Annotated in this window: 14 protein-coding genes and 1 pseudogene; 8 read left to right on the top strand and 7 right to left on the bottom strand. The window is 56.6% G+C overall.

Annotated features, from left to right (window positions below):
- Positions 1 to 142 precede the first annotated feature (142 nt).
- The gene (gene gyrA / locus HPC62_RS20150; RefSeq protein ID WP_172358234.1) at positions 143 to 2,665 is read left to right on the top strand and encodes a DNA gyrase subunit A; all 2,523 of its coding nucleotides are present in this window, start codon (positions 143 to 145) and stop codon (positions 2,663 to 2,665) included.
- A gap of 622 nt (positions 2,666 to 3,287) precedes the next feature.
- Here the strand turns inward: gyrA and HPC62_RS20155 are convergent.
- Positions 3,288 to 4,601, bottom strand: coding sequence for an NF041680 family putative transposase (locus HPC62_RS20155; RefSeq protein ID WP_172353244.1), 1,314 nt, complete (start codon positions 4,599 to 4,601; stop codon positions 3,288 to 3,290).
- Between the two features lie 172 nt (positions 4,602 to 4,773).
- Here HPC62_RS20155 and HPC62_RS20160 point away from each other — a divergent pair, with 172 nt between their 5' ends.
- Positions 4,774 to 5,214 carry a PAS domain-containing protein gene (locus HPC62_RS20160; RefSeq protein ID WP_172358235.1) on the top strand — a complete coding sequence of 147 codons (441 nt, stop codon included), beginning with the start codon at positions 4,774 to 4,776 and terminating at the stop codon, positions 5,212 to 5,214.
- On the opposite strand, the gene HPC62_RS20165 is transcribed toward HPC62_RS20160, so the two are convergent.
- Positions 5,206 to 6,266, bottom strand: a protein-coding gene (locus HPC62_RS20165; RefSeq protein WP_172353248.1) for an ISKra4 family transposase whose coding sequence is annotated in 2 segments (ribosomal slippage) — positions 5,206 to 6,110 and positions 6,110 to 6,266 — 1,062 coding nt in all. Because the reading frame shifts where the segments join, the coding sequence is not laid out codon by codon here. The two genes, HPC62_RS20160 and HPC62_RS20165, sit on opposite strands and share 9 nt — an antisense overlap.
- Before the next feature lie 135 nt (positions 6,267 to 6,401).
- Here HPC62_RS20165 and HPC62_RS20170 point away from each other — a divergent pair.
- A complete protein-coding gene (locus HPC62_RS20170; protein WP_172358236.1) occupies positions 6,402 to 9,017 on the top strand; it encodes a sensor histidine kinase in 2,616 nt (871 codons plus the stop codon).
- A gap of 79 nt (positions 9,018 to 9,096) precedes the next feature.
- Here HPC62_RS20170 and HPC62_RS20175 read toward each other — a convergent pair whose 3' ends face one another.
- Complete coding sequence (locus HPC62_RS20175; protein WP_172359081.1) at positions 9,097 to 9,879, bottom strand: ABC transporter ATP-binding protein; 783 nt, start codon at positions 9,877 to 9,879, stop codon at positions 9,097 to 9,099.
- Between the two features lie 748 nt (positions 9,880 to 10,627).
- Between HPC62_RS20175 and HPC62_RS20180 the strand changes: the two genes are divergently transcribed.
- On the top strand, positions 10,628 to 12,052 hold the full coding sequence (locus tag HPC62_RS20180; protein WP_172358237.1) for a gluconeogenesis factor YvcK family protein: 1,425 nt from the start codon (positions 10,628 to 10,630) through the stop codon (positions 12,050 to 12,052).
- A gap of 12 nt (positions 12,053 to 12,064) precedes the next feature.
- On the opposite strand, the gene HPC62_RS20185 is transcribed toward HPC62_RS20180, so the two are convergent.
- Both HPC62_RS20185 and HPC62_RS20190 read right to left on the bottom strand, forming a co-directional pair.
- Entirely contained in the window at positions 12,065 to 13,045 is a 981-nt protein-coding gene (locus HPC62_RS20185; RefSeq protein ID WP_172358238.1) for a carbohydrate kinase family protein, read from the bottom strand.
- A gap of 4 nt (positions 13,046 to 13,049) precedes the next feature.
- Positions 13,050 to 13,517 (bottom strand): DUF4168 domain-containing protein, encoded by a 468-nt coding sequence (locus HPC62_RS20190; RefSeq protein WP_225906816.1) that lies wholly within the window; start codon positions 13,515 to 13,517, stop codon positions 13,050 to 13,052.
- 161 nt (positions 13,518 to 13,678) lie between these two features.
- Here HPC62_RS20190 and pedR point away from each other — a divergent pair.
- Together pedR and HPC62_RS20200 are read left to right on the top strand one after the other, a co-directional pair.
- Positions 13,679 to 13,930 (top strand): annotated as a pseudogene (gene pedR, locus HPC62_RS20195) (photosynthetic electron transport-dependent transcriptional regulator PedR); the annotation flags it as partial.
- Positions 13,931 to 14,139: 209 nt separating this feature from the next.
- On the top strand, positions 14,140 to 14,400 hold the full coding sequence (locus HPC62_RS20200) for a hypothetical protein (RefSeq protein ID WP_172358239.1): 261 nt from the start codon (positions 14,140 to 14,142) through the stop codon (positions 14,398 to 14,400).
- Positions 14,401 to 15,319: 919 nt separating this feature from the next.
- Here the strand turns inward: HPC62_RS20200 and HPC62_RS20205 are convergent.
- Positions 15,320 to 16,366: a pentapeptide repeat-containing protein gene (locus tag HPC62_RS20205; protein WP_172358240.1), complete on the bottom strand. Its 1,047-nt coding sequence runs from the start codon at positions 16,364 to 16,366 to the stop codon at positions 15,320 to 15,322.
- 683 nt (positions 16,367 to 17,049) lie between these two features.
- Positions 17,050 to 19,014 carry a caspase family protein gene (locus HPC62_RS20210; RefSeq protein ID WP_172358241.1) on the bottom strand — a complete coding sequence of 655 codons (1,965 nt, stop codon included), beginning with the start codon at positions 19,012 to 19,014 and terminating at the stop codon, positions 17,050 to 17,052.
- A gap of 573 nt (positions 19,015 to 19,587) precedes the next feature.
- Between HPC62_RS20210 and pabB the strand changes: the two genes are divergently transcribed.
- Together pabB and map are read left to right on the top strand one after the other, a co-directional pair.
- Positions 19,588 to 21,414 carry an aminodeoxychorismate synthase component I gene (pabB, locus tag HPC62_RS20215; protein ID WP_172358242.1) on the top strand — a complete coding sequence of 609 codons (1,827 nt, stop codon included), beginning with the start codon at positions 19,588 to 19,590 and terminating at the stop codon, positions 21,412 to 21,414.
- 135 nt (positions 21,415 to 21,549) lie between these two features.
- Positions 21,550 to 22,329 (top strand): type I methionyl aminopeptidase, encoded by a 780-nt coding sequence (map, locus tag HPC62_RS20220; protein ID WP_172358243.1) that lies wholly within the window; start codon positions 21,550 to 21,552, stop codon positions 22,327 to 22,329.
- Positions 22,330 to 22,418: the final 89 nt, after the last annotated feature.

A 22,418-nucleotide genomic window follows, 5' to 3' on the forward strand; every position in this document is an offset into this window, starting at 1 on the left:
CCTGCGCTCTACTTGCAGATTCTCTGCAATTCAGTAATGCTGCTGATAAATGCGAAATTAGCGCTATGGTTGGGTTTCGGGCATCGCTTACGCCCCTGTTCTCTCGCTCGTTTCACCTGCCTTTTAGTCCTTAAACACGCTCATGGCTAGACAGCTCAACCTCTCCGCCGGCCAAGTGGTGGCCACAGCGCTGCATACCGAAGTGCAGCAATCCTATCTCGAATACGCGATGAGCGTCATCGTGGGGCGGGCGCTGCCGGACGTGCGCGACGGGCTAAAGCCTGTGCATCGCCGCATCCTCTACGCCATGCACGAACTGGGACTAACGCCCGATCGCCCCTTCCGCAAGTGCGCCCGCGTGGTGGGGGACGTACTGGGTAAATATCACCCCCACGGCGACCAGGCGGTGTATGACGCGCTGGTGCGGATGGTGCAGGATTTTTCCAGTCGCTATCCGCTACTGGGCGGCCACGGCAACTTTGGCTCCGTAGACGACGACCCGCCCGCCGCCATGCGCTACACCGAAACGCGCCTTGCCGCTATCAGCCACGAGGCGCTGCTGACGGAAATTGGCGAAGCCACGGTCGATTTCATCCCCAACTTCGACAACTCGCAGCAGGAACCCGTCGTGCTGCCAGCCCAGTTGCCGACGCTGCTGCTGAATGGGTCGTCTGGCATCGCCGTGGGCATGGCGACCAACATCCCGCCCCATAACCTGGGCGAAGTGGTGGACGGGCTAGTGGCGCTGATCGACAACCCCGACCTGCCCGATGACCAGCTTTTTGCGCTGATTCCTGGCCCCGACTTTCCCACAGGCGGCGAAATCGTGGGCACGGAGGGAATCCGCGATGCCTACACCACCGGGCGCGGCAGCATCGCCATGCGCGGCATTGCCCAGTTTGAAGAAATTCAGCCGGGACGGGGTCGCCATCGCCGCACCGCCATCGTCGTCACAGAACTGCCCTTCCAAGTCAACAAAGCCGCCTGGATCGAGAAAATTGCCGATTTGGTGAACCAGACGCGGATCGAGGGCATTCAAGACATTCGCGACGAGAGCGATCGCGACGGGATGCGCGTGGTCATTGAACTCAAGCGCGAAGCCAACCCCCAGCGGGTGCTGAACCAGCTTTATAAGATGACCCCACTGCAAAGCAACTTTGGCGCAATTTTTCTGGCGCTGGCCGACGGGCAACCGCGCCAGATGCCGCTGCGGGAGCTATTGCAACAGTTCCTCGCCTTCCGCGAAGAAACCCTCACCCGCCAATACAGCTATGAGCTAGACAAGGCAGAAAGCCACATTCACATCCTAGAAGGGCTGCTGCGGGCGCTGGCAAATTTGGATCGGGTGATTGAAATTTTGCGAAACGCGCCCGACGGCGGCGCGGCCAAGATCCAGTTTCGAGAAGAGTTCGACTTTAGCGATCGCCAGTGTGATGCCATCCTCTCTATGCCGCTGCGTCGCCTCACCGGGCTAGAACAGCAAAAACTCCAGACCGAGTACGACGAAACCGCCGCCCGAATGCAGGAACTCCGCACCCTCCTGAGCAACCGCCGGGAGCTGATGAAATCTCTGAAAAAAGACCTGCGGACCCTCAAGAAAAAGTTTGCCGACCCGCGCCGCACCCGCCTGCAAACCGAAACCGAGCGGGCCGAGGAAGCCGAAACCCTGGCCGAAATTGCTGAAGAAGTGATTGAGGAAGAAGTGGTGCTGGAGTTTACCCAGCGCGGCTACGTGCGCCGCTTCACACCCAAAGCCTTTGAGCGTCAGCAGGCTAAACAAGAAGACACTCCGCCCAAAACGCTGATCGACAGCGAAGACCCCGCCCTGCAAACCGAGTCGGCCCTGACCACCCAAGAATTGCTCGTGCTGACTCGCAGCGGCAAGGCCTACACGCTTAAGGTGGGCGATATTCCCCCCACCTCGCGCCAGTCGCGAGGAACGCCCTTGGTGACGCTGCTGCCGCCGGGAGCGCAGACCGGAGACGATGCGATTGTGGCGCAGTTTGTGCTGGCTCCAGAGTTTTTGGAAAGCCTAGATTTGGTGATGCTGACGGCCCAGGGGCGGATCAAGCGGGTGCCGCTGGCGGAGTTTACGAACCTAACTGGGCGAGGGCTGACGGCCCTGAAGCTGAAAGACGGCGACACGCTGCAAATCGCGCTGCTGGCGGCTGAGGGCGAACAGCTTGTGCTAGCGACCGCAGGCGGACGGATGCTGCGGTTTGAAATCAACGAAGACCAGCTTCCGGTGCAAAGCCGCACTGCACAAGGCTTGCAGGCTATTCGCTTGGGCAAGCAGGAAACCCTGGCGGGCTGCGTTGCGCTGACGGCGGACGACGAGATCCTGCTGATTTCGCGCCAGGGCATGGGCAAGCGGCTGCCCGTGCGGAGCCTGCGTCTGGCGAATCGTGGGGACTTGGGTCAGGCGCTCCAGTTTGTGGCCAAGACGGATGCGGTGGTGGGGCTGGTGCCGGCCTACGACGGGACGATGGTAACTGTGCTGACCAGTGGCGATCGCCTCGCCCGCCTTCCTGCCGAGTCCTTCCCCAGCGGCACGACGAGCGGCGAAAAACTGCTCAAGCTTGCCAAAACCGAGTCCATTACTACCCTCATTCCCGCCCTCTTGCCCGGCGAAGATGAGACTGAAGAGGCTCAGGATGAGCAATAGTTTTTCTCTTTCTCAAATTCCAGCCGCAGCAACCCACAGCGTGCCCTGATTTGTGCCCTGATTTGATGTTTTTGTGCCGAGAGTGTAATCGTAAAAACACCCAATTACAGCGGGCGATCGCCCTCGTTTCCAAGAAAGTTCTCTAATTTTGTCGATGGCCTGTAAAGTGCTGCTTCTTACACTAGAAGACTCAAACCTTTCAACTCACCCAATATATCGGTTCACCCAATCCGTTCCCTGAATGTTTTCTCCCAACCAATCGCAAATAAGGGTCTTATTCCCAGCGCTAGTTTTTGATAGACGCTGCGTCGAGACCGACAGCCCCAAAATGACGGTCGAAGCGGCTTAAGAGGGACGTTCACCCGACAGCTACTCGGTAACGTTTGCAGATATAATTCGATTTTCGAATGGCTCAGGGTGAAGTTCTCCTTCTAGTGTGCCATCAGGCGCTCCGGCATCCCGGCAACTAAGTCTAGCTGCTCCGAGTTTTCTCTATTTTCAATTACTAACTTTAGTTTGGACTAACTGGCATCACAATAATGCTCAACAGGATGCCATAAAGAATCTGCTCAACCGTTCATAACAGTTGAACTTAAGGAATTGGATACAATCCTGCTCGCAGTTAAGCTGCTGTTGCAACCGGACTGTTCAGGGATTGTTCGGATGTCTTGCGTTTCGAGGCTCGTTTTTTGACCATCGGATAGCAGGGACGAGGAGTTGGCTTGTGCCCCTTGCCTCGTCCTGGCGATTTACCACGAGGTTTAGGCGCAGGAGCAGGGGTGCCAATCGCTGCCAAAATGCCTGCAAACGCTTGTGCGACCCGACCCGGAGTCAACGTTTCTTGCGGTGCCTGCCAGGGCAAGGGGTGGTCAGTACAGTCCTTTCGCGCTAACCACAACTGCCAACTGAGCAACGGCATCAGGCTGCTCCACTGTTCGGTTGCCGATACAGAACTGAACTGGGGATGTGTCCAATATAGCCTCTGCTTGGCAAAGCGATACCAGTGTTCAATGGCAAAGCGACGGAGGTAGTGCAACCACAGGGTTTCTAACGGAGGCATCTGCTCACCCAGCCAAACTAACCACAAAGGAGCCAAGCGTCGCGTGCTGCTCTGTGTCTCCAGCACCTCCACGCGCAACACTTCCATTGCCCGTTTGGGGGATTTGCGGAAATGGTATGCACTCCAACGACTGACCCGCACTCGTCCCCAGTTGGGATCATCGACTTCAACGGTTTCGACCGGGACACTCCAAGTGTCAGGGTCATTGAGTTTCATCTTATGTCCATGCTTGGCAGGTGCGCCTCGCCCTCGATACGCTGGGGGCGCGCCATAGACACATCGATTGGATGTAACCCGCAGCAGCAAGTCTGCCTCAATCCCTGCCGTTTGGTTGACAAAACTGGCATTGCCGTACCCTCGGTCGTAGATCGCCAACGGACGCACCGCTAACTGCCGAGTCACTTGTTTGAGTTGGAATGCCGCTTTACTGGCGGGTGTTTCAAAGCTGGTGATGCGCTCATGCCGCAATGGTAATGCCCAACTGCCCCTGTCTTCAGCAATCCAGGCTAAGGTACTGTAGTTTTGTCCGGCTATCGGGGCATGTCCTGTTCTGCCTGATAAGGTGCGGTCTTTCAAACGCCTGGCAGCAGGACGGTTCCACCGACTCGCATCACCTGCCAACAACGGTTGCTGCTGAGTCGGTATCTGCTGCACCAACAGCTTCAGCACCTTTGATCGGGGTAGGCGGCTATCGCGCAACGCTTCATAGGTGCTCGACCACTGGCGACGAAAGACAGGACTCTGCGATAGCCTCACAAACGACACGATGCACGCACTCACTAACACGGCATCCATCAGATCAAACAGGGCATCTCTGGCGTTTCCCAAGCTGGCATACAACGTTTGGCGAAATTGCTGAAGTTCGTTGAAAATCATGGGGTCAATGTTGGTTGTACTTCATTGACCTTACGGCAGTCGGTGCTTCTCATTGACTGCCTTCCTCTTCACCATTAGTCCAAACTAAAGTTACTAAGCAAGCAACGATTTGCCATCCTTGGTTGGCACCAATCGCTGCATTTATAGCATCAGCCATAGTTTGACTAGGGACATGAACCCTGAACAGTCTCTTCCGCCTCCAGAGTCTGGCGACGCTGTTACGGGTTTTCCCATCCGTCCGTCCATCTACGATGAGCGCATCGGAAACCCAGCCGCCAGGCCACTCACCGATCTTGAAGCAAACCCCGTCTTGCAAGTCCTCTTTGGGCTGTCTTTTGACGCAGTGCTGGCGTTTGACGATGCGGGTTATTGTCGGGCTGCCAACCCAGCGGCCAGCAATCTTCTGGCATTGCCTGTGGACGCGCTGTGTCAGCGGCGACTCCAGGATTTTGTGCCGCTAGAGTACCAGTCTGAGGCTGCTTGGGCACACTTTTTGCGCGATCGCCAACAGTCTGGACAAACGCTAATTCTAAAAGCCGACGGCCGCTTGCGCTGGGTCGCCTATCGGGCGATCGCCGCCGGGTGCATCCCAGTCTTACAAGACTCAGGATGAGAATTGACCATTGAGATAAGCGCAGCGATGGCGAAGGACTTGTGGAACGTTGTCTTCCTTCCACTGAGCGCCTGAAATTTTCACCCGCCTACCAATTTGCTTGATAGTCGACTCCACGGCACCCGAGCCAATTGAAATCCCCTCAGCTTGGTAGTAGCTGTAGTTAACGATACGGAGCCGATGCTTAGCCAGATAGCCGATAAACTGGTCTACCCGCTCATGGGACCAGTCGTCGAATAGCCTAACCGCCCCATCCACATCCCCTTGCCACAAGCAGGCTTCGACGGCATCAAGACGCTGTTGAGACCCACCCACGTTACCCAAATTCTCCATCAGGTGGTACCAGTCCAAGATCTCAAGGCGCTCGCTGCGATGCCCGATCTGTGAAAACAGGTTCCAGATGCCGTCGTGACCATCCCCAAGACAAACGAGGGGATGCGCTAAGGGCTGCTGGTTGAGCCAGTTGACCAAGCTGTCGTTGTCTTTGTAGAAGGCGCTAATGCTGCACTGATGCAGGTTTACCCCCTTGTAATCGCGCCACTGGCAGGGCTGCCCCTGAGGAGTCCGCAGACGGACTTTGCCCCCGTCTAAGCTCATTTCCTTAACCCCGCTGTCCACCGCTGGTGGCTCTAGGTCTTGACGATGCACCAGCCGTTGCTGGGTACTCCCTGACACGCACACCCCGGTGAGCACAGCGATATCGTCGGCAGCTCGCGCATAGGCTTCGTTGGCACTCAGCAGCAAGCAGCACGTCTCAACCTGAGGACTCCACTGGGTGCGGGCCTTGACCTTAAGCCGCTGGCTCTGGCGCTGACTCAGACTTAAGCGTCCGACGATACTCTGGATGTGCCGCTTTCGCCCAGAGCTTGTGCCGCTGCTTGTGCAGATAAAAAATTTCCGATCTCAGGCCCCACATACTCCAGTAGGTGGTCACGAACGGCGACTTCGATCCCGGCCAATGTTTTGACTTGTTCAGGGTCTGTCTCGTCGTAAAGCAACTCCGCTAACGCCAGTGCATGGGCTTTGATTTGGGCTTCCTTGGTGGCATCCATCGCTTCAACTATCCTTAGAGCAACTGCTCTGAGCCTACGGCGTCTGCCCTTAATCTGCACTAAGCACTTCTACTCATTGCATAACTGGGATGCACCCTCGCCGCCGGCCTTGCTCCAGATCTTCACCTGACAATTTTGCGAGATCTGGGCGATGCCCATGATTCTGAAAACGACCCTGAACGAGAGGCTAACAAAGAGGCTGACAAAGGGGCTAACAAAGAGGCTGAAAACCTGGAGGGGCGATCGCTGGCTGACATGCAGCAGACCCTCGCAACCGAACAGCAGGCAATTGAGCGAGAGCGCTTCATCACCCGGCTAGCACAAACCATCCGCCAGTCGCTCGATTTGCAGACCATGCTACACGCCACAGTGGAACAGGTGCGACACTTCCTCAAGGTGGATCGGGTGCTGATCTACCAGTTTCAGCCCGACTGGAGCGGCAAAGTCGTCGCCGAGTCGGTCGCCCGCGACCCTTTATCACTGCTCGATCGAGTCATCGAAGATCCCTGCTTCGCGGCATCCTTGTCCCTCCCCGACTCGCATCCCTACGTGAGTGGTCGCATCCATCGCGTCAACGATGTGCAGCGTGATGATTTGTCGGACTGCTATCGAGAGATGTTGACCCAGCTTCAGGTGCAGGCGGTGCTGATCATTCCCATCGTCGTACAAGATCGGCTGTGGGGACTGCTGGTGTCTCACCATTGCACCGCGCCGCACCAGTGGGATGCCCTCAGCGAAGACCTGCTGCAACAGCTCAGCACCCAACTGGCGATTGGCATTTCCCAAGCCGAACTGTATCGACAAACCCAACAGCAAGCCCAAAAAGAACAGCTTGTGAACCAGCTTGTCCAAGCTGTTCGCAATTCTCTGGATTTGCAAACGGTTTTCGCCAACGCCACGACTGCAATCGGGGAAATGCTGCGGCTCGACCGGGCGGAACTGGTGCGCTATCAGCCTGAACAAGGCTGCTGGATCAACGTATGCAGCTATCGCAACCGCCCAGAATTGCCTGATGCCAACGGGGTGGTCATTCCCGATGAAGGCAATCCAATCGCAGCCGGGCTAAAGCAACTCCAAGTCATGCACGTAAGCAGTTTGGCCGATGAACCCGACCCCATTAGTCAATCCTTTGCGGAGCATTTTCCAGGTGCGTGGATGCTGGTTCCGATTCCCCGAATTAGCATAGCCGAAACGGAGGCGGCAGAGCGGCGGGTTTGGGGGTCGCTATCGCTGAACTATCAGCAACCGTCGCGGCAGTGGCAAAGCTGGGAGTTGGAAACGGTGCAGGCGGTGGTTGATCAATTGGCGATCGCCATTCAGCAGTTGAGCCTGTATCAGTCGGTGCAGCGGCTAAATGATGATTTAGAACATCAGGTCGCCCATCGCACTGCCCAATTGCAGCAGGCGCTAGAGTTCGAGGCACTGCTAAAGCGAATTACTGACAAAGTGCGCGACAGCCTGGACGAAGCCCAGATTTTGCAGGGCGTGGTGGAGGAGGTTGGGCAAGGATTGCCCGGTATCTTGTGTTGCCGGACTGCAACCTACAGTCCTGACCTGCAAAGCAGCATCATCAGCTATGAGTACACGACCTGGCTGCCCAGCGCCGAGGGGCAGGCCGTGCTGTTTTCCGACAAGCCAGATCTGTATCGACAATTGCTGGCGGGACTGCCTTTTCAGTTTTGCCAAATGGCTCCTGATCCCTTGCCCCAAGTGCAAGAATCTCTGGCAGTTCTAGCATTTCCGGTGTTTGACGATCAGGGGATTTTGGGCGATATCTGGCTATTTCGAGAGCGCCAGCAGTGGTTTAACGATGCGGAGATTCGCCTAGTGCAGCAGGTCGCAACGCAATGTGCGATTGCCATCCGGCAGGCCCGACTTTATTACACATCGCTGTCTCAGGTCGAAGAGCTAGAGCGGCTCAATCGCCTGAAGGACGACTTTCTCAGCACGGTGTCCCATGAGCTACGCACCCCCATTGCAGGCATCAAGATGTCGATTCAGCTTTTGGAAATTCACCTGAATCGGCTGGGCATTTTGGGCGATTCGCGAAGCGATCCCTACGGGAATCGCAGCAACCCCATTACGCGCTACTTCCAAATCTTGCAAGACGAGTGCCAGCGCGAATCAGACCTGATCAACAACCTGCTTGACCTGTCGCATCTTGATGCCGAGGTCGATCCGCTGCTGCCTAGCGAAATCCGCCTCGATCTCTGGGTGCCGCACATCGCCGAAGCGTTTATCGAGCAGACCCGCGACAATCAGCAGCAGTTGTTCATTAACGTTGCAGCAAACCTGCCCCCGCTCATCACCGACTCGTCCTACCTGGAGCGCATCTTGACGGAACTGCTGACCAACGCCTGCAAGTATACCCCCGCTGGAGAGCGCATCACCGTCGAAGCCAGACCGTGGAACCGATCGCGCAACCACCATCAGAGTGGCCAATCTTTCGCCGACCCAACCGAGCCAGCCTACCCCAACGCGCCTACCCTCTTCCAAATCTGCGTTACCAACACAGGAGTTGAAATCCCTGAAGCAGAGCGCGATCGCATTTTTGAGCGGTTTTATCGCATTCCCAGCAACGATCCCTGGCGCTATGGCGGCACAGGACTGGGGCTGGCGCTGGTCAAGCGGCTGGTAGAACGACTGGGCGGGGCGATCGCCGTTGAAAGCAGCCACACCGAAGACAGCCGGGGAGAAACCTGCTTTACCGTTACGCTGCCCAGCTTGGAGTTGACCTCAGGAGAGCGCTAGGGAGCGGGGGCAAGGACGAGGAGCTTTCTGAAGCATTTCTGAAGCATTTCTCGTCATCGCCTTATCCGCTTGTTTCCCATCAACCAGCCACCCGTATCGGCCCGTCCACGCTGCCTGTAAAAAACTGCCGCATGGCTGGATTGTCCGTCGTGTCGATCTCCTCCACTCGCCCTTCCCACTGCACTTTGCCCTCATGCAGAAAAACGATGCGGTCAGCAGTGCGGCGAATGGTGCTGTGCTGGTGGGTCACAATGGCGTAGGTGGTGCAGCCATCCTCAGTGCATTGCAGCTTGCGGATCAGGTCTTCAATTACGGTGGAGGCGATTGGGTCTAGCCCGGCAGTTGGTTCGTCATAGAGCAGCAGTTCAGGATTATCCGCCGGATTGTCGGGGTTTTTTAGGATAGCGCGGGCAAAGCTAACCCGCTGGCGCATCCCGCCAGAGAGTTCCGACGGATAGCGATCGCCCGTTCCTGGCAACCCCACCATTTCCAGCACCCGCTCCACCTGCTGACGAATTTGGTGACGCGGCAACCGAGAGTGCTGATACAGCAAAAAGCCAACGTTTTCATCCACCGTCAGCGAATCGAACAGGGCCGCCCGCTGAAACACCATACCCACGCCAAAGGGATCTTTACCCTCGTCTACCAGCCCCGTGCGGCGCTGCCCTTTCAGATAAATCTCGCCTGCATCCGGCGCAATCAGCCCCGCAATCAGGCGAAGGATGGTTGATTTTCCAGTGCCCGAAGGACCGATGATGCCCACTGCCTCATTGGGGTAAATGGCTAAATCCACTTCGTCTAGCACGATGCGATCGCCAAAGGCCTTGCTCACACCGCGCAATTCAATCAACGGTTCGCCCATGCTTTGCGCCTGTGTGCTTGCTTCCAGTGTGCCTTCCCCCAGGGTGCTTGCTTCCAGTGTGTCTGCTTCCAGTGTGCTTGCTTCCAGCGTGCCTTCCCCCGGTGTAACTGCTTCCAGTGTGCCCTCTTCTTGCATCCGCACGTTCGCTTCGTACATATATCCCGCCGACTAGTATCCCGCCGACTAGTATCCCGCCGACTAGCATCCTACCAACTGGCATCCCTCCGGCTACCCAAATGATAAGACCAGTCTCGCAAAGCCGCAGTAGTTGCAGAGTGAAAGGGGCTATCCGCCCCAGGCACGCGAAGGCTGGCTCTTTCAAACAATCAACCGTGGATTCGATCGAGATAGGCTAATATCCTTGCAGCGGAAGTAGACCAAATTTGACCCTGAACAACAGTGGCGTAAGCAGTGGCGTAAGCAGGAACATGCAAGTAGGAAAGTGTAAGCAGGAACGTGCAGGTAGGAATATGCAATCACGGGGAAGCTTCCGAAACTTCATCACGAATTCATCAAGACTTTACACAAGCGCATCCCACAGTCCTAGTTTATGACTAGTTTGATGGGTAACTAAGATGGGTGACTAAGATGGGTGACATTGCAGCGTCATCCGGTTACGACTTCACTTGTGAAATGCCACGCGGCTAGAGCATTATCAGAGCGTGATAAGGTTTGCAAAGCCCAGTCCGATTTCCAGAGTATAAACTGATACGCAGCGTCGCTGCCCTTTTGCCTTAGCCAGGTCACCATGTCAAACGGACTCCTAAAGCACGCCCTCCAGGCCATCAAGCCTGAGCCGCGCCTCCGCCGGGCCAACCTACCCAAAAAGCCTGCACCCAGAGCCGCAAGCCGCCATCGCACACCCCATCGGGTGAATCAATGGTTCAAATGGCTATCGCCAGGGCTATCGGTCAAGCGGTGGCTGTTTATCACCGTTGGGGGCTGTCTGCTGCTGCTGCTGGGGATTGCGATTTGGTCGCGTCAAACGCCAATTTTTCGCTTGGGGCAGCTAATTGGGGATGTGCTGGAGGTCATCACGCGGATTGTGCCGAACTATATCAGCGGGCCGCTTGTGATGCTGGCGGGCGTGCTGCTGGTGTTTTGGGGGCAGACGCGCAGTTTGGGGTCGATTACTGAAGTGCTGATGCCGGGAGAAGAAGAAGAACTGGTGGATCGGCTGATGGCCCATCGCCGTCTGAATCGGGGACCGCGAATTGTAGTGCTAGGCGGCGGCACGGGTCTGTCTACGCTGCTGCGGGGGCTGAAGCACTATAGCGCCAATATTACGGCGATTGTGACGGTGGCGGATGATGGCGGGTCGTCGGGGCGACTGCGGCGGGAGATTGGCGTGTTGCCGCCAGGAGACATCCGCAACTGTCTGGCGGCGCTGGCCGATGAGGAAAAGCTGCTGACGGAGCTATTCAAATATCGCTTTCAGGCGGGCGATGGGCTAGTGGGCCATAGCTTTGGCAATTTATTTTTGACAGCGATGAGCGAGGTGGCGGGCGATTTGGAGCAGGCGATCGCCGCCAGTTCCAAGGTTCTTGCTGTGCGGGGGCAGGTGTTGCCTGCAACCCTGAGCGACGTGCGCCTCTGGGCCGATTTGGAAGACGGCCGCCACATCGAGGGCGAATCAAACATTACCGAAGCCCAGGGCAAAATTGTGCGAATTGGCTGCACGCCCGCAAATCCGCCCGCGTTGCCCCGCGCCCTGGCCGCCATTGAGGAGGCGGACTATATCATCATCGGCCCCGGCAGCTTGTACACCAGCATTATTCCCAATCTGCTGGTGCCAGAAATCGTAGAGGCGATCGCCCAGCGCCAGGTGCCTCGGATTTATGTGTGCAACGTCATGACCCAGCCCGGCGAAACCGATGGCTATGCAGTGTCCGACCATATCCGCGCCATCGACCAGGTGACGCAGGGCAAGCGCCTGTTTGACGCAGTTCTGGTGCAAAAGAAAATGCCCTCTGCCCACTCACTCATCCGCTACGCCCAGGAAGGCTCAAATCCGGTTTACTTTGACCGAGAAGGCGTGATGCAAACGGGTCGCCGCGTAGTCATCGCTAACGTCATCGACGAAGAAGTCGAGACGGGCCTGGTGCGCCACGACAGCGATCGCCTCGCCCGCATCCTGCTGCGCTGGTATAGCCGCGTAGCCGGGATTCGGTAGCGGAGCCACCCTCTAGCCCTGCTGCTGCATATACAAAAACGCCCCCACTTCTGCGGGGCTGGGCTGGGCGGCGATCGCCCCTGGGCGCGTGGTCGTCAGACCCCCCACTGCCGAGGCATAGGTCACGATTTGCCGGGCCAACTCAGGATTGGCCAGGGCAGCGATTCCCTGCTGACAAATTTGGTGCAAAAATCCAGCAACGAAGGCATCGCCTGCGCCCGTCGTGTCTTCCACTTCGACCGGGAAGGCCGGGACGCGCCCGTCGTTACCGCTGAGGCAATAGGCACAGCCCTTGTCGCCATCGGTAATCAGCACCCCTTCCAAATTATCCAGGCGATGGGCAATGATGGCGGGGTCGCGGGTTTCAAACAGCCAGTCGGCCTCTTCGGCGGAGAGCTTCAGAAAATCGACCCGTTTGATCAAAGCATGAATCGGCTGCCGAGCCGCTTCGGGATCGGCCCAAAACACGGGCCGCCAGTTGACATCCACCAAAATTTTGACAAAGTATTGCTCTGCCAATTCCAAAGCGCGGGCGATCGCCCCAGCCGACTCTGGATAGGCCAACTCCAGCGTACCCAGCACCAAAAAATCGGCATTGGCAAACAGATCTTCGGGCAAAGCCTCGGCTTGCAGGCGCGTATCGGCAAAGGCATCGGAGGGCAGCCCGCCAAATCCGGCAAAATGGCGATCGCCCGCTTCATCCCGCACCACATACACCCCCCGCGTCGGCGCAGTGTCGTGCCGCTGAATGCCCGTTCCGTCCACCCCGGAGGCCAGCAGCAGCTTCACCAGCGCATCCCCCGACTCATCGCTGCCCACACAGCCCACAAAGCCAGACGGCGTACCCAGCTTTGCCAGAGCGCAGGCTACATTTGCTGGCGCACCGCCCGGATACGCAGTCCAAGACATCACCTGCTCCATCGGTTTCCCTGGCTGATCGGCTAGATAATCCAGCAACACCTCACCCAAACAAAGCACACGCGGCTGTGTCATCTTGCTAATCCATCATTTCCTGTAGTTGAGCAACCATCCGTTCCCGAAACTCCAAGTCGGTATTTGCCAGCCCCAACAATTGTAGATATTCTCGCTGGGTCAGCCCTGCCGCCTCGATCAGGCGCAGCGCCTCCAATTCCACCTCTTGCTGCACCCGTTGGGATTCTAGCTGAGTTTCCGCAGCCTGTAGCTCGCCCTCGCGGCTTTCCACGAGTTTCAACACCTTGAGATAGGCCTGCACAAACTGGTGAACCTTCTCAGTAGAAATATCTTCTGCGCTCAGGCTGGTCGGCGGCAGGGGTTGGTCAATGGGTGCAGGCGTTCCTGCTTGGGGCGCAAGCTCGGCCGCATTCCCCGCCGCCGCACCCATCAGCAGCAGGCCGACTAGGCAGCCCAGCAGCAGTGCGACGAGCGATCGCCCCCTCCGTCCAGCCCGCTCTTGCCAACCTGTTCTACGGCGCAATCTCAGCATCGGTCAAATTTCACTTCTTTCAGAATAGCCCAGCCCTCTTGCCTAATCTGACCCATTAGGCCATCAGAACTTGATTCACAGATAGATTTAACAACAGTTTTGCAAAACATCCGCCTAAAATTGAAGTATCGAGTAGGTACATATACGTGACAGTGCAGACTATGGGGGTTGACGAGTCTCAAAACTCTAGTTCTCTTTCCGATCGGGAACTGCAAATTGTTGAACTAGTGGCAGCAGGCTTAACCAACCAGGAGATTGCCGAGAAGCTAGAGATTAGCAAGCGCACAGTCGATAACCACATCAGCAATATTCTGACCAAAACCGCAACGGGCAACCGCGTAGCACTGGTGCGTTGGGCGTTGCAGTGGGGAAAGGTCTGTCTGGATGAGGTGAACTGCTGCGTGCTGCCCACGAATGGGGCAATTCCCAAAGCGTCTAGTCCCCCGCCTGATACAGCACTCCAATCTGAAGTATCTGAATCTGCGGAAGTGATGACTGAAGCAGGGGATGATGTGGCTGCGGAAATAGGGGCTGAATCGGTCAATCTCGACTCAGGGAATGCTGACTCAGGGGATACTGACTCAGTGAATGACGTTGTTGATGCTGTAAACGAAGTAGCGCTATGAAGCGGCAAATCTGCTTGCCTCAACTCCCGCTTGCGGTTTACCGAGAGGTGGCTGCTCACCTGCGCCAGGTTCCTGGCGTGTCAGTTGGCCTACTGCCCCAAACATCCACTGAGTTTGACTATCGGCAAAGCCAGGTGGGTGGTTTAGAAATTGATGACGAGGAGGCGACCACCGCCGCACAGCAGCAGGTCGAGCGAATTTTGCAATACTATGGCGATCGCTTTGGGGCTTGGCAGGCGATCGCCCCTGCTCTCTAAGGCGTTCAATCCAGCTTGAATATCCAGCAAAAAGGGCGACCTCCAATCGAGAGAGTCGCCCTTTTCATTCATGTCATTACAGTTCCACTCACGCAAAAGCCCTAAGTGATAAAACATTACCGACGAAACAACAGAGGAACACAGGCATAAACCAGAGAGTCAATTAATACACGATGTGTCTATCGACACTCTGCGTAGATAGCTTCACAGGGCGGGTTTTTAACCTGCAAATCTTGCAGATAGGACACGTTTTCGCTAGCAAAAAATGAAGTGAGGGAAGTCAGCAGAACAGCGGTAAGCGTAATGATATCCATAGTTTCCTGGTAGATGCGGCCGTGATTCAGTCGTGACTCAATAGTGGCTTATGACAAGGGGCTTCTCAATCAGGGCATTTAACTAACGATGGTTTGAGCTAGTTGAAAATACCAGTAGTTTCACTAAGACATGTATAAAATATGCTTCAGCAAGCAACCGAATATTAAGTTTTTTACAAAGTGTGATAAAAAGCACGCTGCTATTAACAGCTTGAGTCAGTGGCTAACTAAAGTTTGGATAGGGTCTTAAATGGTAATGTCCCCAAAGCCACGCAAGACTCGTGCAGAGTTTTAGAGGTTTCATCGTTCGTACACTGTTCATGCAATCAGGGTTTACGTCAGGTTCATACTGAAGTCACTGCGTCGCCCAAAGCATACCGCCAAAGCATGATTTATTTGTGCAAGTTTTATACAAATATCAGAAACGTAACCAGTTGGGGCGATCGCCCACGAAATATCTGGATGGTTCGGCAGTCTCTGGTCAGGCGGCACACCTCTGTAAACCAGTCTCTCCCTTCCATTTCACCACTCAGACGACTTTCAGTATAGGGAGGCCGCCTCTTGTTTCCAGCGAAATCGCCTGAAGCTGCACCTCCTAAACGCCACTATGGATGAATTTGTCCGTCGGGCATCGTCGCCCCGCTCAAGTTCGCCCCATCAAGCTGGGCTTCCCAAAGGTTTGAATGTCGTAAGTTTGCCTGTCGCAAATCTGCCCTACACAAGTTGGCATGGCTTAGATTCGCCATGCTCAAGTCGGCCCGAAAAAGACTCGTGTTAGATAAATTTGCTTCATTAAGCGCGGCTTCGCGCAGGTCAGCTTCCGTCATGACGCTCGCCCTCAGGTCTGCGGTGTAGAGATTTGCGCCAATTAGATTCGTGCCAATCAGAATGGAGTCGCCCAGGCTTGCATGACTCAGGTTCGCCATACACAGGTTCGACATGCTGAGGTTTGCTCGCGTCAAATTAGCCTGATACAGGGTTGCGCCAACCAGGTTTGCCAGACAAATGATTGACATGCCGAGGTTTGCCTGTCGCAAATCTGCTTCCCGCAGATTGGCTTGACTCAGCGTAGACTCGCGCAGATCGGCCTGACTCAGGTTCGCCCCGTAGAGATTGCTGTGGGAGAGATTGGCGGTATACAGCCGTGCGCCCCGCAAATCAGCCCGGCTCAGGTCGGCTTCGCGCAAGTTAGACAGGCATAAATCTGCCTGATTCAGCGAAGCATGGCTTAGATTTGCACCCTGTAGAAGGGCTTCGCGCAGATTTGCCCGTCGCAGGTCTGCGGTACACAGAGTTGCGGTGCAAAGGCTAGCCAGCGACAGGTTGGCGCTACTCAGATTGGCTTCTCGCAGGTCGGCACCAATTAAGTTGGCTTCGCTCAGGTTGGCTTCGCGCAGATCGGTTGTGTAGAGAATTGCCTCGCGTAGGTCTGCCCGACTCAGATCGGCCTGCTGCAAACTCGCCATGCAGAAATCGGCTCGACTCAAGATGCCTTCTCGCAAATCAGCCTGGTTGAGGGTCACTTCGCGCAAGTTGGCCTGGTTGAGTGCAGCGTAGCTGAGGTTCGGATGAATTTCAGCATGGGTTTCGCGCCATTGGTTCCAGGCGTTTGCGCCCTGTTTCAGCAGAGCTAGATGTTCATGATTTGCCATGAGTGGTGCATCTCTTTTGCAAACTGCCAGAACGCGAAACTGGAGACAGGACGGCGCAGATGTCTTTGGCAAAATCTCAGGCTGGTCAGCAGGAGGATTTTCGGGCGGTTACTGGTTGAAGATGGTTGCGCCAAGGGGGGAATTTCAGGAGATTTCCATTAGAACTTACGCAGTCGGACGATTTCTCGCGGGCTGCGCCCGCGAGAAATCGTCCAAAACCCAGAAAATTTAATCGCAAGTGCGTAAGTCCTATCCATATAATTCCAAGATAAAAGTGGCACTAATTCAGGTGAAGCCAAACCGAGAAATTACGGAGGAATTATGGCGGAATTGCGGAAGGTCTGAAAAAGGTCTTTAAAGGGCTTGTAAAAAGGGCTTGTAGAAGGTTTGAAAGGAGCCTGAAAGAGGTTTGCAAGAAGCTTGCGAGAGGCTTGCAGGGGGCTTGCAAAGACTCTGCATGGCAATAACGAGAACTGGTAACTAGCGATCGCCCTTGTCCCTAGCAGAAGCAAGAATTCTGCTCTGAGGCGCAATCGGCGCAATCAAACCCAAATCACGTAGAACTGTAATGAAAAAGAGAATGTGAAATCCGTGCTTTGGGGCTTGAGTACTGTCAGTATTCCCAAAACAGGTTAAAAATCTCTCAGCCTCGGCGTAAGCCGTTGCATCGTTAGGTTGCAACTTTAGAATGCCAGCGGTTGGTCTTGTGGCACAGCACCAATGCCGGGAGCTAGCTGATTTTGCCAGGTGGCGATCGCCCCTTGAGCCGCATCGTAGGCAGCCGTACCGGGCGGCACCAGTTGAGCCACCTGCACCGCCTGGGCCAGAGCGCCTGACTGGGCGTGGATATTCGCCAAGTTCAAAATTTGCTGACTCCATCCGGCGATCGCCTGCTGAGCCGCTTGATAGGTATTGGCGCGATCGCTGGGCACGAGTTGGGCAGCGGCGATCGCCGCCCGATAGTTGTTGGCCGCCAGCCACAGGTCGCCTCCGTTGCGCTGCATGGCTCGACCCGATGCCATATCCAAAATCACCTGGCTCCAGCGATCAATCGCCTGCTGCGCGTCTTTATACAGCGGCTGATCGGGGCGGATTTGCCGCAGCAGTCGAATCGACTCTGAAATTTCCGATACCTGATTGCTCGACGATTCGGCCCGCACCTTGGTCAGGTTTGCCATCGCCGCATTCATGATGTCACGATCTGACAGGGGCGGCGCAGGCTCGCTCACAGGGCGGGTATCCGGCACAGACGATGCAGGAGATTGGGCAGGGAGGTTCAGCGAATTGGCTGCTGGGTTTGCCACCGGAACCGGAGTGGGCAGCGGTGCAGGCGACGGGGCGGTGGAAGTAATCGAGTTGGCGGCGGGGTTTGGCAGCGAGGTTCCAGCAGGCGAGGCAACTACACCTGGACTGGGCTGCACGGCAATGGTCTGACCGTCGGAGGGCGATCGCAAGACCGTGCCCACATTTCGGACAATCACCGCCGCCATCAACAGCGACAAAAGCCCGCCCCCCCAGCGCACCAGTTGCCACCAAGAGCGCTCTTCAGAAGCATCAGAGGCGATCGCCACGGGCGTACGGTGGGGTGGGGGCGGGGGCGGCGCAGGGAGTGATGAAAACGGCGGGAGCGGCGTGTCTGCTGGCTCACGACGGGGTTCTGCCTCCGACACAACCGGAATCGGAGGCGGAGGTGGCGTAACTCGCTCGACGGGGCGATCCTGCCGAATTGCAGGGGTTTGCAAGCTGGGATTTTGCGGGCTGGAGTGTCGCCAGTCGGGGTGGGATCCAGGACTTTGGGAGGGCTGCCACTCCGACCCTGACCGACGAGGCGGTTCATCCCGATGAGGAACAGGCTGCACCCGATCCGGAGCGTCCACAGGCGCAAAAGATGGCAGAGAGGGCGACATCGTTTCCTTTCCGGGCACGATTAGCTGATAGCGCAGGCTATCTGGAATGATGGCCAGCGGCTCTTGGCGGGGTCGCCAGTGGTGGTCGCTTAGCTCTGGCAGGCGCGTTTGCAAAAACTGCACCAGATGCTCCAGCGTGACGCAGCCCGGACGCTTTAGCCCCTCCAGCACCGCAGCCGTAAACAATCCGTGGCGCAAGGCAATGGTTTCGTGAGAAAGCTGGTTTTGACGGCATGACAGCAGCGTGGGAATGCCATATTGTTCGGCCAGGGCTGCGGTATGGGTGCCTGCGCTGACCCCCGACAGCACGCCCTGGCTCCGGTTCATGTCCAGCAGCACGAGCAGGTTTTTCGTCGGCGCTGCCTGCAACAAGGAATAGAGAAATTCGACCGAAAGCCCCGTCTGGGCAGGCTGGGTGGGGTCGCTATCTTGAGGCATTAAATAGTCTTTTCCTTGATAGTGCATCCCGTAGCCGCTGAAAAATAGCCAGAGGCAATCGTTGGGCTTGAGCCGCTGGCACACTTGGGCGATCGCCGTTTGGATGCCAGCGCGGTCGGGGGTGGTGGCTCCCCAGGCTGCCGGGGGCGAGTTATCGGTCAACCGCACACAAGAGTCGGGCAGAAACCCTGCGTCGTTAATCAAACTTTGAATCAAGGACTGGGCATCCCGCTCGGCATAGACGAGGGGCTGCAACTGCGGATACTGATTAATGCCGATGGCGATCGCCCAGTAGTTTGTCATCGTTTCAGACACCCCAAGCAGTTTCCCAAAAAAGATGTTCAGCTTTCAACCGCACCTAAGAGACTACTCAAGGGAAGTTGCCAAGCTCAGCATAAACTCCAACCTCTCATCCAACCCCAAAGCCTCAGAAATCTAAAACTTCGAGGTTCGACCCCGTCTCCAAAGCGCTAATCCATCCCGCCTTTAGACTCAGATCATATCTATCCTTCTTCTAAGATGCCCAAAAAATTGAAAAGTGGTGCAAAAACCGATGGAATGGCAGCACCGGATTTCGCAGCACCCCCTCATGCAACATCCAATAGCACAGATTTTGCGGAGGTGGGCCGCACAGATTCTCTCGCGGTTTAATTGCAGCAGGATTTCCGCACCTGCGATTCAGTCTTCTGGGTTTTAGGCGATTTCTGGCGGGCGCAGCCCACGAGAAATCGTCCAACTGCGTAAGTGCCATGCAGATTAATTACAGATTAGTCAGAAATTACAGATTAGTCAGATTAGTTGCAGACCGCTGTGCAGCCATCTGCCCCAGCCTGAAAAGCCGTGCTAGCGTGAGGAAACGAGCATTGGGGCAGGCGATTGAGCAAGTTGGAAGACCTGGAATGGCAGGGCGTGGGGGAATGGGGAGCGCTGGTGCGAGAGGCAGAGCGCGATCGCTGGCTGGGGTTCCAGAATCCGGTGGCGACCTATGAGGTGTATGACCCAGCGGACGTGCTGCCTGCGCTGGCGGAGATCGAAGCGCGGGTAGAGCAGGAGCACCTGTGGGCGGTGGGGTTTGTGAGCTACGAGGCTGCGCCCGCGTTTGATCCCACCCTGACGGTACGAGACACAGCCCCATCTGCACCTGACCGTTTCCCGCTGCTGGCATTTGGGCTGTATCCAGCGCCGCAAATCCTGTCGCAGCAAGACCTGATCCGGCTGACGGCAGCGGCAAGCCTGCCCCCGCTGGACTGGCGGCCCAACCTGTCGGTCAGCGAGTTTCAGGCGGCGATCGCCCGCATTAAGCATCACATCCACGCAGGCGACACGTATCAGGTCAACTATACCTTTCGGCTGCAAGCAGAGAATGTGCGTGATCCGTGGGCCCTCTGGTGTCAGATGATTCGGGCACAGCCGCTAGGCTATGGCGCGTTTATCCATCTGCCGGAATGGGCTGTGTGCAGCGCGTCGCCGGAGCTATTTTTTTCACGGAAGGGCAACACACTGACATCCAAGCCGATGAAGGGAACAACGGCGCGGGGATTGTGGGCAGCGGGCGATCGCCAGCAGGCTGAGGATCTGTACCACTCGGACAAGAACCGTGCCGAGAACGTAATGATCGTGGACATGGTGCGAAACGACCTGGCGCGGGTAGCGCGGTTGGGCAGCGTTCAGGTGTCCCGCCTGTTTGCCCTGGAGCGCTATCCCACCGTCTGGCAGATGACCAGCACTGTTCAGGCAGAAACCTCAGCCAGCCTACCAGCCATTTTTCAAGCCCTGTTTCCGCCTGCTTCTATTACCGGAGCGCCCAAAGCCCGCACCATGTCTCTCATTGCCGAGATAGAAACGGCCCCCCGACGGGTCTACACGGGCACGATTGGGTACATTTGCCCCGACCCGCAGGCATCTGTTCAGGCGCAATTTAACGTGGCAATTCGCACGGTGCTGGTGCATCGCCCCACAGGGCAGGCGGAATATGGGGTCGGCGGCGGCATCGTTTGGGATTCCACGGCCGACTCCGAGTTTCAGGAATGCCGCACCAAGGCGCAGGTATTGACCCAAGTGCGTCCTGACTTTTCTCTGCTGGAGTCGATGCTGTGGACTCCAGAGGCAGGAATTGCCTGGGGCGATCGCCACCTCGCCCGACTCCGCGCCTCCGCAGACTATTTCGGCTTTACGGTAGCCTGGGACGCGGTTGAAAACGCCATTCAGCAGCGCCTCGCCACCCTCCCCCCCCAGCCCCACAAGCTGCGGCTGATCGTGCCGCCAGCCCAGCCGCCCACGGTCGAAGCCCAGGCGATCGCCCCCTTGCCCAGTGTCTATCGAGTGGCGCTCGCCCAAACGCCCATCGACTCCGGCGATCCATTTCTGTATCACAAAACCACCCATCGCCCCGTCTACACGCAGGCACGACAGGCACACCCCGAAGCCAACGACACCCTGCTATGGAACGAGCGCGGCGAACTCACCGAAACCTGTATTGCCAACCTCGTGCTAGAACTGGATGGCGAATGGGTGACTCCACCCGTCCGCTGCGGCTTGCTGCCCGGTATCTATCGCTCCTTTTTGCTGGAACAGGGCAAAATAAAAGAGCGCATCGTGCAACTCGCAGATCTCTCCCGCTGCACCCGGATTTTGCTGATCAACGCCGTCCGAACCCCGTGGAACGCCACCCTCGATCCAGACTCCCTCCGCCGATTAAAGTAGAAATTAAATTAGAAACGTCAGCTTTGTAGACTCGCCTCTCCAGCAGCAGTCCTAGTGATTCTACACAGTAGCTTTAACAGCTAGCTTTAACAGCAGCCTCGAACCTCCAACGTTTAGCGTCTAGCTCCCTCCAAAATGTCCAACGAAACCATCACCCTCATGTCACAGCGCGAAATCGAGAAGATGCGCCAGGCCGGACAGCTTGCTGCCCAGCTTCTTGCCTACCTAGAGCCGATGGTGAAGCCAGGGGTCAGCACGCTGGAGCTAAACGATGCCGCAGAGGAATGGACCCAAAAGCACGGAGCCAAAAGCGCCCCCTTGGGCTACCACGACTTTCCCAAATCGATCTGCACCAGCGTCAATGAAGTAGTGTGCCACGGCATCCCCAATGCCAAACAAATCCTGCGCGACGGCGACATTATCAATATCGACGTAACGCCGATTCTGGATGGATACCACGGCGACACCTCGCGCATGTTCTTTGTGGGAGAGCCATCGCCTATTGCCCGCAAGCTGGTGGAAGTGACGGAAGAGTGTATGTGGCGCGGCATTCGCGAGGTAAAGCCAGGGGCCCGCATCGGCGACATTGGTGCAGCGATTCAGGAATATGCCGAGTCCCAGGGCTTCTCGGTGGTGCAAGATTTTGTGGGGCACGGCGTTGGTCGCATCTTCCACACGGCTCCCCAAATTCCCCACTATGGCAAGCGCGGCAAGGGCAAAAAGCTACGCCCCGGCATGGTCTTCACGATTGAGCCGATGATCAATGTCGGCACTTGGGAAGTGGAAGTTTTATCGGATAAATGGACTGCGGTGACGAAAGATCGGCAGCTTTCTGCCCAGTTTGAGCACACGGTTGCGGTGACGGCGACGGGAGTGGATGTGCTGACGCTGATGCCAGAATTGGCCGTCGCCTAGCCATTGTGGGTCTTCTACGGGTTTTATGTGGGGTCTGTGTAGGGCTTGTAAGGGGCTTGATACATGCTTAGGAAATTGCAGGCTTGCAA

The organism is Thermoleptolyngbya sichuanensis A183, assembly GCF_013177315.1.
Classification (GTDB): Bacteria; Cyanobacteriota; Cyanobacteriia; order Elainellales; family Elainellaceae; genus Thermoleptolyngbya; species Thermoleptolyngbya sichuanensis.

Bases quoted from the DNA above. Each gene is read 5' to 3' on its own strand.
- map (WP_172358243.1), top strand. From the start codon at position 21,550: ATGTCCAACGAAACCATCACCCTCATGTCACAGCGCGAAATCGAGAAG.
- HPC62_RS20180 (WP_172358237.1), top strand. From the start codon at position 10,628: ATGTCAAACGGACTCCTAAAGCACGCCCTCCAGGCCATCAAGCCTGAG.
- HPC62_RS20185 (WP_172358238.1), bottom strand. From the start codon at position 13,045: ATGACACAGCCGCGTGTGCTTTGTTTGGGTGAGGTGTTGCTGGATTAT.
- HPC62_RS20155 (WP_172353244.1), bottom strand. From the start codon at position 4,601: ATGATTTTCAACGAACTTCAGCAATTTCGCCAAACGTTGTATGCCAGC.
- HPC62_RS20210 (WP_172358241.1), bottom strand. From the start codon at position 19,014: ATGACAAACTACTGGGCGATCGCCATCGGCATTAATCAGTATCCGCAG.
- HPC62_RS20200 (WP_172358239.1), top strand. From the start codon at position 14,140: ATGAAGCGGCAAATCTGCTTGCCTCAACTCCCGCTTGCGGTTTACCGA.
- HPC62_RS20190 (WP_225906816.1), bottom strand. From the start codon at position 13,517: ATGCTGAGATTGCGCCGTAGAACAGGTTGGCAAGAGCGGGCTGGACGG.
- HPC62_RS20175 (WP_172359081.1), bottom strand. From the start codon at position 9,879: ATGGGCGAACCGTTGATTGAATTGCGCGGTGTGAGCAAGGCCTTTGGC.
- HPC62_RS20160 (WP_172358235.1), top strand. From the start codon at position 4,774: ATGAACCCTGAACAGTCTCTTCCGCCTCCAGAGTCTGGCGACGCTGTT.
- HPC62_RS20205 (WP_172358240.1), bottom strand. From the start codon at position 16,366: ATGGCAAATCATGAACATCTAGCTCTGCTGAAACAGGGCGCAAACGCC.
- gyrA (WP_172358234.1), top strand. From the start codon at position 143: ATGGCTAGACAGCTCAACCTCTCCGCCGGCCAAGTGGTGGCCACAGCG.